Raw genomic sequence first — 13126 nt, 5'->3', positions numbered from 1 at the left:
GCTGAATGCTGCTCTCCCTCTCTATTCGCAATGTCGTCCTGATCGATGCGCTTGATGCGGCGTTCGACGGTGGATTGTGCGCGCTGACCGGCGAGACCGGCGCGGGCAAATCAATCCTGCTCGGTGCATTGGGACTGGCTGCCGGTGAGCGGGCTGACCGCGCGCAGGTCCGCAGCGGAGCCGATGAGGCCCAGGCGATCGCCGAATTCGACCTGCCGACCGGGCATCCCGCCTGGCAGGTGATCGAGGAGGCCGGCCTGACCGTCGAGCCGGGCGAGCCGCTTATCCTGCGCCGCCGCTTGGGCGAAGACGGACGCTCGCGCGCTCACGTCAACGACCAGCCGGCCAGTATCGGCCTCTTGCGGGGGCTCGGTGATGTGCTGGTGGAAGTCCACGGCCAGCATGACGGGCGGGGTCTGATGGATCCGCGTACCCACCGGACCTATCTCGACAGCTTCGCCGGTCATGACAGCCAGCTCGCCAATTGCCGCAAGGCCTGGCGCGGCCTCAGTGATGCGCAGCGCAAGCTGGACGATCTGGTCGCTGCCAACCAGGCCTCGGACAGCGAGCAGGATTTCCTGCGCCATGCCATCGAGGAGCTGGACCGTCTGGATCCGCGTCCGGGTGAAGAAGCCGAGCTCTCCGAAGAGCGCCAGTTCTTGCAGGGAGCCGAGCGGGCGCTGGGCGATCTTCAGGAGGCCCAGCAGGCTTTGGCTGGCGAGGGCGGGGGGCTGGAATCCCGCCTCAATGCCGCGCTGCGGGGCCTGGAGCGCGTTCGTGATCATATTGGGGCCAGTGGCGGGAATGCCGGCGCCGCCCTGGAGCGAGCCTCCACGGCGATTGACCGCGCCCTGATTGAGTTTGCGGAAGCCGAGGGAGCGCTCGCCGATGCCGCCCAGGCCTTCGATGTCGAGCCGGGGCGGTTGAACGAGGTCGAGGAACGTCTCTTCGCCCTGCGTGGCGTCGCTCGCAAACATCATGTCGCACCCGACGATCTCGCCGCGCTGCATGGCCAGCTCACTGGCCAGCTCGACGGGATCGAGAATGCGTCCGACCGTATTGCCGAGGCCGAGTCGGCGGTGAAGGCAGCGCGCGCGCGTTATGATGATGCTGCGCATGCGCTGAGCCGCAGCCGCGAGACCGCGGGCAAGACCCTGTCCGCGGCGGTCGCAAATGAATTGCCGCCGCTGAAAATGGACAGAGCCCGCTTTCGGGTCGCGGTCAATTCCGATGATGCCAAGGCCGGACCGGACGGTCGGGATCATGTTGTCTTTGAAGTGGCCACAAATCCGGGCTCGCCCTTCGGTGCGCTCGACAAGATCGCCTCGGGCGGCGAGCTGTCGCGTTTCGGCCTGGCCCTGAAAGTGGCCCTGGCCGGCGAGGATGACGGGCTGGTCCTTGTCTTCGACGAGGTCGACCAGGGCGTCGGTGGCGCGGTGGCTGATGCGGTTGGGCGGCGTCTGAAACGCCTGGCCGCGAGCGGTCAGACGCTGGTTGTCACTCACTCGCCCCAAGTGGCCGCCCTGGCCGATCATCACTGGCAGATCGTCAAGACCGATGATGGCAGGGGCGGTGTTCGGACCACGCTGGTCAAGCTGGACGGCGAGGCCCGGCGCGAGGAAATTGCCCGCATGCTTTCGGGCGCTGACATTACTGACGCCGCACGGGCCCAGGCCGATGCCCTCATGGCCGTCGAGGCGTAAACTGCACGTCCCGACTGATTCCGCAGGGCAGGACTGATGAGCGCACTCAAGGATGTCGACCAGTTGACCGAGAAGGAGGCGCGCACGGAACATGCGCGCCTTGCACGCGAGATCGCCGGTCACGACAAGGCCTATTACCAGAATGATGCGCCGAAGATCTCGGATGCCGCCTATGACGCCCTGCGTCAGAAAGTGGAGGCGATCGAGGCGCGTTTTCCGGCCCTGGTTGATTTGCTCAGCCCGACCCAGAAAGTCGGCGCGGCCCCGTCGGGCAAATTCGGCGAGATCCGGCACGCCGTGCCCATGCTCTCCCTGGGCAATGCCTTCAAGGATGAGGATGTTGCCGATTTCGTCGGTCGTATCCGGCGCTTTCTCGGATTGTCTGCAGACGCGATGGTCGCCATCACGGCGGAGCCGAAGATCGACGGCCTGTCGGCCAGCCTGCGTTATGAAAAGGGTAAGCTGATCCATGGCGCCACCCGCGGTGACGGCCAGACCGGTGAGGATGTGACGCCGAATCTGCGCACGCTCGACGACATCCCCGAGACCCTGCCGCCAGGCGACTGGCCGGACGTGGTCGAAGTGCGCGGCGAGGTCTACATGTCCCATGCCGATTTCGCGGCCCTGAATGAACGTCAGGCCGAGGCCGGCAAGGACGCCTACAAGAATCCCCGCAATGCGGCGGCCGGATCCTTGCGCCAGATTGATCCGAACATGACCGCGCAGCGCCCGCTGAAATTCTTCGCCTATGCCTGGGGCGAGGTTTCGGAGCCGCTGTCAGACACCCAGATGGGCGCTGTCGAGCGTCTCGCGGCGATGGGCTTTCCCATCAATGCGTTGATGCAGCGCTGTGACAGCGTCGAAACGCTGATCGCGGTCTATCGCGAGATCGAGGCCCGTCGGGCCGGGCTGGGCTATGACATCGATGGCGTGGTTTACAAGGTCGACCGGCTCGACTGGCAGGCGCGGCTGGGTTTTGTCGCCCGGGCACCGCGCTGGGCGATCGCCCACAAATTCCCCGCCGAACAGGCGACAACCGTGCTCGAGGCGATCGATATCCAGGTCGGCCGGACCGGCGCCCTCACTCCTGTCGCCCGCCTGACTCCGGTCACGGTGGGGGGTGTCGTGGTCACCAATGCCACCTTGCACAATCAGGACGAGATCGAGCGCAAGGACATCCGGGTCGGCGATACGGTTGTCATCCAGCGCGCAGGCGATGTCATTCCCCAGGTCGTGCGCGTGGTTGATGGGGATCGCGATGGTCGCTCCGAGCCGTTCGATTTCCCGACCGACTGTCCGGTCTGTGGCAGCCAGGCCGTGCGGGAACACGACGAGAAATCCGGCAAGCTGGATGCGGTCCGTCGCTGTACCGGTGGCCTGATTTGCGGCGCCCAGCTGAAGGAACGCCTCAAGCATTTCGTCTCGCGCAAGGCCTTCGATATTGAGGGACTCGGAACCAAGCAGATCGAGGCTTTCCACGAGGAGGGGCTGATCTCCGAACCGGCGGCCATCTTTACGCTCAAGGCCCGCAATGAGGCCGGTGAGATTGTCCCGCCGCTGCAGGAGCGTGAGGGATTCGGCGCGACCTCCATCAGCAATCTCTTCGCCTCCATCGAGGAGCGCCGGCCCATCGCGCTGGCGCGCTTTCTCAACGCGCTCGGCATTCGCCATGTCGGGGAGAATACATCGGCCCTGTTTGCCCGCACCTATGGCAGCTGGGAGGCGTTCCGGGCGGCAGCTGAAAACCTCGCCGACGCGACCGTGCGCGCCGAGATGCTCGGGATTGACGGGATCGGCAATGCGGCGGTCGAGGCACTCGATCAATATTTCGCCGAAGCCCATAACCGCGAACTGTTGGACCGTCTTGTCGCGCAGCTGACCATCGAGGACGCGGAGGCGGTCGCCAATGACAGTCCGGTCGCCGGCAAGACGGTCGTCTTTACGGGCGCGCTGGAGCGCATGACCCGTGACGAAGCCAAGGCGAAGGCACAATCGCTCGGCGCCAAGGTGGCCGGCTCGGTCTCGGGCAAGACGGATTATCTGGTGGCTGGTCCGGGCGCAGGGTCAAAGGCCAAGAAGGCGGCTGATCTGGGTGTGACCACATTGACCGAAGATGAGTGGTTTGAGCTGATTGGCGCCTGACGAGGACATGGCGACTAGGCTGTCGCGCGTGCCGCGTCACCCGCCGTCCCGGTTCTCTGCCACGCCAACACCACCGCTTGCAGGGCCTCGATCGATGTCGGTTTGGGAAGGATGTGGTCGAACAGGCCGGCCGGCAGGATGCGGGCACTCTGATCGGCTTCCAGCGCGGATACCGCGATGATGGCAATGTCCCGGTCCGGATGGGCGTCGCGGATGCGACGTGCGGCGGTCGCCCCATCCATCTCCGGCATCTGGATGTCCATGAAGATGAGATCGTGACAGTGCTCGCTGGTCAGGTCGATCGCGGCCTGGCCAGAGTTTGCGATATCAATGGTCAGATCAGCGCTGGAGAACACCTGCTCCAGCAGGGCGCGCAATACGATGTGATTGGTCGCAACATCATCGACAGACAGGATGCGGACGGCGCCGGCGAGGTCGACCCGCTCCGTCCGGTCAACTGCCGTCACTTGTCCCTGCGGACCGGCGGAGGCCTGCCCCGGCGCCAGCGGCAGGGTCAGGCTGAAGCAGCTCCCGCCGCCCGGATTGCCGCGAAGGCGGAGCTCGCCACCCATCAGGCGGGCCAGCTGCCGACTGATCGACAGCCCAAGCCCTGTGCCGCCATAGCGTCGCGTGATGGAAGCGTCGGCCTGGTGAAACGCCTCGAAAATCGTGTCCCGCTTCGCCTCCGGCACGCCCGTGCCGGTATCGATGACCTCAAGCGTCGTGAGCCAGTCAGCCCCGTCAGGCGCCTGGCTGAGCTGAATCATGACATGGCCGGACTCCGTGAATTTGAGTGCGTTGGAGACCAGATTGTTGAGGATCTGGCGCAGCCGCAACGGATCACCTTTGACGTCGGCGAGCTGTATGCCATCGAGGTCAACGTGAAGGTCCAGCCCGCGGCTTTCGGCCTCGGGGCGCCAGCTCGCTGCGGTCTTCTCGATGACCTGGAGAAGATTGAAGTCGACCTTTTCGGCGACGACCTGCCCAGTCTCTATCTTGGACTGGTCGAGAATTTCATTGAGCAGTTCCAGCAGGGTCTGGCCGCTATCGCGGATCAGGTCGAGACGCTCTGCCTGGTCCGGTGCCAGGCCGCCGACCCGGTGCATCACATCGGCCATGCCGAGAACGCCATTGAGCGGCGTGCGGACCTCATGGCCGACATTGGCCAGGAATTCGCTCTTGGCGCGCTGGGCCGACTGGCTTTCGGCGAGGGCAGTGGCTAGATCGTCATTGGCCCGGCGCAGCTGTCGGGCCGCGACGTCCTGAACCGAATTGAAGACCGCGGCGAGACTGAGCAGCCAGATGCAACTGAGGCCGAGGGCGAGTGTCAGCGCGCCAAACGGGTAGGGATCGGGATTGTCAAATCCCGCCGAGAGCGCCAGCACGGCCCCGAAAGCGAGACTGAAGGCCGGGACTGTGACGATGAGGCTGCGCGGCCCCCAGAATTGGTAAAAGCCGAGCAGGACGCACGGCGTATAGGCAAAGGCCGGCGGCACGTCGCCGCGATTTCCGTAGATCGCGCCAGCGTAGAGGGCTGCCGTCAGCACACCCAGCATGATCATTGTGATCGATGGTCGTCGCAGCCAAGCTCCCAATAACCCGCACGCGGCGAACCCGGCCGCACCGACGAGGCCAAGCTCGACCATTCCGGCACGGCCGTTCTCGGTCAGCGAGAGCACTGTCACATTGACGATCGCGATCAGCCCCATCATGCCGGAGAAGGCAACAGCCAGTCGCGCGCGCAAGGTCTGTTGCAGATCGGTCGATCCGTCGCAGCCGAGAAAGCGATCGATGGGGGTCCACAGGCTCAGTGTCTTCACTCCGGAAATCGCCTCGATTGTCGACTTTTGGAGTTAATAAAACCTGCCTAGTCAATCCGCCGATAGACACCGTCGATCGGCATGTTCTCGCCCATCGCATCGACATAGCTCAGCATGACGCCAACCAGCCGGTCCCAGTCATCGACCCGGCAATAGCCGCGTTCTTCCTCATGCTCGGTAACGTCATAACGCTCGAGCACGACGGCCTCGACATTGCGGCATTCCGGCGCGTGATAGGTGGCGACCCCGCCCGGGAAAACACGCATCAGGCCATAGCTCCAATTCTCCTCATCGCGCCTTTGGGCGATGTAGAGACCATCTGCGATCTCCTTCAGCCGGACCCCGTGATGCGGGAAGCTGTCATCGTCGGAGACATAGCGGGCCCAGCTGCGCTCGATTTCGCCGGTCCAGGCCGGGCGATCGAAGGGCGTGACGCCGTCGGTCAGATAGGGCGTATGGCTGTAAGTCCCTTGCTCGAGCGGGAAGTCGGCCTGCCCACGCGAAATCAGGGCATCGTCGGAGTAAAAGCAGCCGCCCAGAAAGGCGGCTGCCATGAGGATGAGGGCAGGTACCCGCACTAGGGCGTGGCTCCCGCAATCGGCTCGGTCGCCTTGATCAGCCAGTCCGCGCACTCGCCATCGACCAGGGACAGGACGCGGTCGCGCACAAGGGCGTGATAGGTGTCCAGCCAGGTGATTTCGTCGGCGGTGAGCAGATGTGTGTCGATCAGGCCCTTGTGTATCGGGGCCATGGTCACGGTCTCAAAACCCAGCATTGCGCGCTCGCCGCCGGGAATCATCGCGGCGTCGGTCACGACTTGCAGATTCTCGATCCGGATGCCGAACCCGTCTTCCTTGTAGTAGCCCGGCTCGTTGGACAGGATCATGCCCGGCTCCAGCGCGACGGCATTGGGCGCCTTGGAAATCCGCTGCGGGCCTTCGTGCACGCCGAGGAAGCTGCCGACGCCATGGCCGGTGCCGTGGTCATAGTCGAAGCCGGCCTGCCAGAGCGGGAAACGGGCGAGAATGTCGAGCTGGGTGCCGGTCGTGCCGACGGGGAAGCGGACCATGGACAGGGCGATATGGCCCTTGAGGACGCGGGTATATTGCGCCTTCATCTCCGCTGTCGGATCGCCAATCGGCACAGTCCGGGTGATGTCCGTTGTTCCGTCCGGATACTGTCCGCCACTATCGACCAGGAAGAGAGAGCCCGGTGCGAGCTTGAGGTTGGAGGCTTCCGATACACGGTAGTGGGCGAAAGCCGCATTGCCCTGGGCGCCCGAGATCGTGTCGAAGGACAAATCCCGCAGCTCCGGCAATTCCTTGCGCAGGGCTTCCAGTTTCTGCGCGGCCTGGATCTCGTCGACCTCACCGGACTGGGCTTCGGTGTCGAGCCAGTGCAGGAAACGGGTGATGGCACCACCGTCGCGGATATGGGCCTGGCGCGAGCCTTCCACTTCGGCCGGGTTCTTGGCGGCCTTGGGACGCATCACCGGGTCTTCCAGCGACTGAACCTCGGCACCGCCGGATTTCAGCGTCTCGAAGACCCAGGCTGAAGCCGTGGTCGGGTCGACGCGGACCGTTTTCCCTTCAAGCTCGGACAGGCCAGCCCCGAATTCGCTCTCCGGGCGTACCGCGATCTCATTGCCCAAATGGGAGCGGGTTTCGTCAGTCAGCTTATCCGGGTCGACGAAGAAGGTTGCGCTGCCATCCTTGTGGATCAGGGCGGCGGACAGCGGCAGGGGCGAGCGGGAGACATCGCCGCCACGGACATTGAAGAGCCAGGCGATTGACGGCGGTGCCGTGATCACGGCGACGTCGGCGCCGCCGCGTTCGATCGCAATACCGATGCGCTGGCGCTTGGAGGCATGGTCCTCGCCGGAGAACTCGATCGGGTGGGGAATAATGTCGGCCTTCGGCGCGGCGGGACGATCGGTCCACGCGGCGTCGATCGGATTGGTGTCGACCGAGACCAGCTCGACGCCAGCGCGCATGGCGGCAGTTTTCAGCAGATCCAGCGCGGCCGGGCTGTGCAGGCGCGCGTCATAGCCGATCTTCTCACCCGTGCGGCCATGCTCCTCGATCCAGCCGTAAAGGCCCTGGCCAACCAGATCACACTGGTCGAACAGGCTGGTGTCGGTCTGCTGGCGACCCTGCGCCGTGTAACGGCCGTCGACCAGGAGTGCGGCACGGTCGAGCATGACGATCGCGGCACCGGCAGAGCCGGAGAAACCGGTTGCCCACAGCAGCCGCTCATTGCAGTCCGGCAGGTATTCATTGTCATACTCATCCTCATGCGGAATGAGGAAACCGTCCAGGCCAAGCGTGGTCAGCGCGGCGCGCAGCTTGGGCAGGTTTTCGCGGCCAAAATGCGGGCCGCCCTTAACGTCGAAAGTCTGGGAAATCATCTGGGTCATGGCGGGCAAGGTAGGCGCGTCGCGGGGGCGGTTCAATGCTTGTCAGCGGAGGGGTGACCGGGGTCCGCACCTGGCCTTGCGCATGGCTTGTTTGCGATGCCATGCATTTGCGCAGCCCAGGCTTGCGGAAGCGGTGCTTCGCAGCGGCGAAAATCCATGGCTAAAGCGCGGGGAATTCAAAGGAGTTTCCCATGCTGTACGGGATTGATGACTGGCGCGCCATGAACGCCAACGACATGCTCAATCGCTCGATGGAGCGCAATCGTTCGCGCAGTGGAATCCGCGCTTTGCCGCGCACCAATGACGTCAATGCTTTCCTTGCCAGTTTCGGCCTCAAGGGCAAGCGCGCCTGATCACGCCTTTCGGCCGGCCAGGCGTTCCCGCAGACCGGCCACCTCGCGGCGACTGACCGGGATCGATGCGCCATTCCTGAGTTCGAGCTGGTAGCGACTGCCGACCTCGCTGGTCAGCGCCTCGACCTGTTGCAGATTGACCGCGTGTGAGCGGTGCACGCGGATGAAGTCGGCCGGCAACAGGTCGAGCAGTGCGCTCAGATTGCGATTGTCCAGATGAGTCGCGCCGCCGTGCATATGCACTTCGGTGTAATTCCCGGCTGCCGCGAGATGGACAATGTTCGGACAGGACAGGCGTGTCAGGCGTCCGGTGGATTGCAGTGCGAGAATGGCGGGCCCCGTCGCCGGTGCGGGTTGGAGAAAGTCCGGCCAGCGAATGGCGGGCAAGGCCAGCAATCCCAGTACCAGGGCGTAAATGCCGCGATCGATCAGGTCCGACGGCAGCAAAAGCGCATAGGCGGGAATGATCGCCAGCCCGATCGCGAGAGTCCGGGCCGCGCCATCGCCGCGCCAGGCCATCCAGAGGGCGGTCGAGCCCGTCAGACACGCAGTGACGGTGGCAGACTTGGCGTCATAGCCGGTCATCGCAAAAACGCCGATCAGCGCGGCCAGCCCCGTCATTCCCATCCAGATGGCTGCCGACCGCCCCGGCGCCGTCCAGCGTTGCTGGGCAAAACGCAACAGGGCAAGTCCGAATAGGGCGAGGCCGATGAGACTGGCCGCCTGGCGCGGCTGATGCCAGTCATAGGGATAATTGATCATCGACCGGGAAATTTCCGCCAGACCGGCGATTGTCAGCCCGGTCAGGGCAAGCGCCAGCCAGAGACCGCGACCGTCGCCAATTCTGCGGGACCGCAGGGCGAAAGCGAGGCCAAGCGCGACCAGCCCGGCACCGAGAATGGCCAGTGGAAGATAATAGCGAACGGGTCGTCTGGTCTCGGCGCTGTAAGGCATGACGAAGAGGGACTGGACCAGGCTGTAGGGCGTGTAGCCGGCCCGGTGACTGGACAGGCGCATGACGAGCTGGTTGCCATCAGGCTGGATCAAGCGGGCCGGAACCGCGAAGAGACTGTCGATCGGGCCGGCTGTCTCGCCCGCCGCATCGACGCCGGGCTGCCCCTTTTCACCGATCAACTCACCATTGAACCAGAGCGTCGCTGAAAACGGGCCGGATGTGCTGATGGCGGGCGGCGGTCCATCCTGTGAGATCGGCACGTCATCCCAGACCAGCCAGCCGGCCGTGCCCGGGCGCTCAATGCTGCGATAGGCGAGCCTCTCACCGTCCGCCGGGCTTTCGAGAAGGCGCTCCAGTCCGACATCGACAGCGATATAGCGGACCGTCGCCGGCATGCGCGCGTCGATCGTTGGCTGTGGCGCGGTCAAAAGGAAAAGGAGCGCCAGCAACACAAGGCCGACACTTTCGAGGCCGGGGCGCCGATCTGAGATTATCTTGAGCCATCCAGCCATGAGGTGAGCCATTCATCCTTTTCCGGTGGGCGAGGCCCTGATTGCCCGGCATGAGCGCCTCTTGCCGGGGGGCAAGTCAACAACAGGAATGCAGATGCTGACGATTGGAAGTTTTTTCACCGCAAGTGCCGGAGCCGCAAGTCTCTGGCTGAGTGTAACCGGCCAGCTTGCGACCCCGACTGTCGCCGACCAGGCCCAAGCCGCCTTCGAACCGCTCGCCGCCACCTATCCGGCGCTCAACGCCACGGTGATGGTCGCCGGCGAGATTGTCTGGGAAGCGGAGGCGGGCTGGGAGCGCGACGATGCCGACGGCGTCGACCACGACTACAATTTCTACTCAGTCGCAAAAATGCTGACCGCGCTGGCCTATGCGCGGCTTGAGCAGACCCGGGGGCTCGACCTCGAAACACCGGTTCGCCAGATCGATCCGGACTTGCCTGCGCATTATGGCGCCGTCACGCTCCGAGACCTGCTCGAGCATCGCGCCGGCGTGCGTCACTATTCCTCGCGGGAGGATTGGATCAGCTTTTCGGACCGGCGCTGTGACACGCCAGCCGATGCGCTGGGTCACTTCATCGACGCCCCGCTCTCCCCGCTCGCGGACGGAGAGATGACCTATTCCACATATGGCTATGTTCTGCTCAGTCATCTGCTTGTCCGGTTGACCGAAACTGACAGTTTTGACGCGGCGATGCTGGCGGCTCTCGGCGGAAACTACCGGGCACGGCGGGATTCAGAGGAGGCCGAAAAGGCGACCAACTGGGTCGATCTGGGCGAGGGGCCGCAAATGATTGAGGGCCTGTCCGCCGAGTGCAAATTCGGGGCGGGCGGCCTCCTGGCCAGTTCACGTGATCTTGCCGCGATGGGCGATGCCCTGGCAGCAGGCGAGCTCGTTGACCTGGACACCTGGAGCGATCTGCCTGGTCCCTGGGCAGGCCATTCCGAGCGAGTTGACCTGCACTATGCCGCCCATTCGGGAGGCTCGCCGGGCGGACGCGCCTTCCTGATCGTCTATGTCGAACCGCAAGTCTCGGTCGCGCTGACCGGCAATGCCGACAGCGAAAACCTGCAGGCGCTCTCGATTGAACTGGCCGATTTGTTTGCCGGTCTCGACAACGCGGCGACAGAGGAATAGGCGGCTAGGCCTTGCTGGCGATCAGCGTCTCCCAGCCTTCCAGAGGCGACTGGCGGTGGACGCTGAGGCCGGCGGCCTCGTATGCGGCTCGGACCCATGTTTCCTGTTCGGTCAGCAGGCCGGACAGGATGACCTTGCCGCCCGGTGCCAGGATGTCTGCGACGCCGGGAGCCAGTTCGACCAGCGGGCCGGCGAGGATATTGGCGAAGATCAGCTCGAACTGGCGACCGGCAAGCTTGGGGTGGTCGAGGCCTTCCGCGACAAAGCAGTCAATGCCGGGTGTGGTGTTCTTCGTGCAGTTCTCCGCGCTTTCCTCGACGGCTTCCGGGTCGATATCGGATGCGCAGACCTCCGCTCCCGGAAGAGCCTTGGCCGCCGCGATCGCCAGGACGGCAGTGCCACAGCCCAGATCGAAGACGGTCTTGGGTTCGGAGCCGGCGTCGAGCATCTCGGAGAAGGCGATCAGGCAGCCGCGCGTGGTGCCGTGATGGCCGGTGCCAAACGCCGGTCCGGCTTCAATTTCGATCCCGATCTGGCCGGTGGCCACCGCGTCGCGATCATGGGCGCCGAAGAGGGTGAAACGGCCGGCATCAACCGGTTTGAGACCCTGCAGGGACAGCCGCACCCAGTCTTCTTCCGGCAGGGGTCCGAACTCGACCGGGATGTCGTCACTGATGCCCGAGGCGGCGCGGAAGCCGGCTTCATCGGGCATGGACTGGAAGAGCACGTCCAGGCGGGCTGTCGGGCCTTCCTCGAAGATCGCCCAGCTCAGCGCGACCGGCGGATAGGTCTCGTCGAGGCGTTCGACGACATCCGCCAGGGTGGCAAAATCGGACAGGGCAGTCAGGCGCCAAAGCGTGGTCATGGGCGGTCTCCGGATCAGGCCGCGGGTGTGGACGCTGGCGCGGCGGAAATCAAGCAGGGAGGGGTGTGGGGGGAGTTTGTGGGTCCGGATACGAGCGCTTCCCGGCAGGACAAACAAGGATGATGGGGCCCGTTTGTGCCGTAGCCTTACTCCGCTGCCAGCGCCTCGATCAGCTCGGCGCGGATCTCCTGCCAGGCCGGCGCGGTCGGATCGATCAGCTCGACATGCCCGGCTTCCGGCAGCCCGATATGGCGCACCGTGTCGCCGCGCGCATGGGCGAGGATGGTGTAGCGCTCTCCGAGGACCGGCGGCACGATCAGGTCGAGCTCGCCGGAGATGATCACCTGGTCGACCGCGATCCCGGCCATCGAGCCTGGTGAGACCTGGGCCATCAGGGCGCGCGTCTGCCCGTCGACCGGGCCGATCAGGCTGTCGACCGTGTCCGGTTCGCCGCAGCGTCCCGGACCGTGGGCGCGGTAATCGGCAAGGTCATTGATCCCGGCCAGGGTGACCACGGCATCGGGCAGCAAAGGATCGGCGCGCCAGGCGGGGCTGTCTTCGGGCAGGCCGCCGCGCGCGGCTGCCCACAGGGCGAGATGCCCACCGGCGGAATGACCGGTCACAACCAGGCGGTCGAGATCGAGCGGATAATCCTCCGCGACGGCGCGCAGATGATCCATCCCGTCGGCAATGTCGGTGAACGTCCCCGGCCAGCCGCCTGTCTCATGCCCGATCCGGGCATATTCAAGATTCCACACAGCAATCCCGTGATCGCGCAGGTCGGCCGCGACATAATCCTGCAGGATCGTTCCGGGTATCTGCGACAGCCAGCAGCCGCCATGGACCATGGCCACGACCGGAAACGGTCCGTCACCCTCGGGCAGCCACAACTCGCCGAATTCCAGCTCGCCCTCGCCAAAGGCGATCCGCACCCTCGCCGCCTCGCGGGGTCGGTCGAGAAGCTGGTCCCATGTGATGGGACGGGCCTCGGCATGCGGGTCGACATGCGGCATCGCCGGTTCGGGCTGGCAGGCGGCGAGGAGGATAGCGGCGAGAATGAGGGGGCGGATCATAGGGGCTCTTGGGTTGGGTTCGAGCATCCAACCTTCCCCGAAACACAGGATTTGTCATCCCGGACGGACGCCCTGGCCTGATCAGGGCGCCTGTCCGGGTCCCACTCGCTCCAGCCTGCGCCCGTGAAGGCGGGTGGCCGGGATGACAGACG

The 13126-nt window shown here is 64.9% G+C and carries 10 protein-coding genes; 4 read left to right on the top strand and 6 right to left on the bottom strand.

The annotated features are described in order from the left end of the window. The first annotated feature begins 5 nt into the window (after positions 1–5). Complete coding sequence (gene recN / locus JXQ94_RS08865) at positions 6–1703, top strand: DNA repair protein RecN (RefSeq protein WP_421923410.1); 1698 nt, start codon at positions 6–8, stop codon at positions 1701–1703. 36 nt (positions 1704–1739) lie between these two features. Further along, on the top strand, positions 1740–3845 hold the full coding sequence (gene ligA, locus JXQ94_RS08860; RefSeq protein WP_421923409.1) for an NAD-dependent DNA ligase LigA: 2106 nt from the start codon (positions 1740–1742) through the stop codon (positions 3843–3845). Positions 3846–3859: 14 nt separating this feature from the next. Here the strand turns inward: ligA and JXQ94_RS08855 are convergent, their stop codons facing one another. From JXQ94_RS08855 to JXQ94_RS08845, 3 genes are read right to left on the bottom strand one after another with little or no spacing between them, the layout of a single operon-like run. Then, positions 3860–5665 (bottom strand): ATP-binding protein, encoded by a 1806-nt coding sequence (locus JXQ94_RS08855; protein ID WP_421923408.1) that lies wholly within the window; start codon positions 5663–5665, stop codon positions 3860–3862. A gap of 47 nt (positions 5666–5712) precedes the next feature. Then, entirely contained in the window at positions 5713–6219 is a 507-nt protein-coding gene (locus tag JXQ94_RS08850; RefSeq protein WP_421923407.1) for a hypothetical protein, read from the bottom strand. A gap of 23 nt (positions 6220–6242) precedes the next feature. After that, positions 6243–8081 (bottom strand): aminopeptidase P family protein, encoded by a 1839-nt coding sequence (locus JXQ94_RS08845; protein ID WP_421923406.1) that lies wholly within the window; start codon positions 8079–8081, stop codon positions 6243–6245. A 191-nt stretch (positions 8082–8272) separates the two neighbouring features. On the opposite strand from JXQ94_RS08845, the gene JXQ94_RS08840 reads away from it, so the two are divergent. Beyond that, positions 8273–8434 (top strand): hypothetical protein, encoded by a 162-nt coding sequence (locus tag JXQ94_RS08840; RefSeq protein ID WP_295690458.1) that lies wholly within the window; start codon positions 8273–8275, stop codon positions 8432–8434. Here the strand turns inward: JXQ94_RS08840 and JXQ94_RS08835 are convergent, their stop codons facing one another. Next, positions 8435–9784: a LytTR family DNA-binding domain-containing protein gene (locus tag JXQ94_RS08835; protein ID WP_421923405.1), complete on the bottom strand. Its 1350-nt coding sequence runs from the start codon at positions 9782–9784 to the stop codon at positions 8435–8437. A 211-nt stretch (positions 9785–9995) separates the two neighbouring features. On the opposite strand from JXQ94_RS08835, the gene JXQ94_RS08830 reads away from it, so the two are divergent. After that, entirely contained in the window at positions 9996–11036 is a 1041-nt protein-coding gene (locus JXQ94_RS08830) for a serine hydrolase domain-containing protein (RefSeq protein WP_421923404.1), read from the top strand. 4 nt (positions 11037–11040) lie between these two features. Here JXQ94_RS08830 and JXQ94_RS08825 read toward each other — a convergent pair whose 3' ends face one another. Then, positions 11041–11901: a 50S ribosomal protein L11 methyltransferase gene (locus tag JXQ94_RS08825; RefSeq protein ID WP_421923403.1), complete on the bottom strand. Its 861-nt coding sequence runs from the start codon at positions 11899–11901 to the stop codon at positions 11041–11043. Positions 11902–12047: 146 nt separating this feature from the next. Further along, complete coding sequence (locus tag JXQ94_RS08820; RefSeq protein WP_421923402.1) at positions 12048–12974, bottom strand: alpha/beta hydrolase family protein; 927 nt, start codon at positions 12972–12974, stop codon at positions 12048–12050. Between the last annotated feature and the right edge of the window lie 152 nt (positions 12975–13126).

The organism is Maricaulis maris (genome assembly GCF_049116555.1).
Taxonomy (GTDB): domain Bacteria; phylum Pseudomonadota; class Alphaproteobacteria; order Caulobacterales; family Maricaulaceae; genus Maricaulis; species Maricaulis maris_C.
The sequence above is the reverse complement of the archived record's forward strand: the minus strand, read 5'-3'. Positions and strand labels throughout refer to the sequence as shown.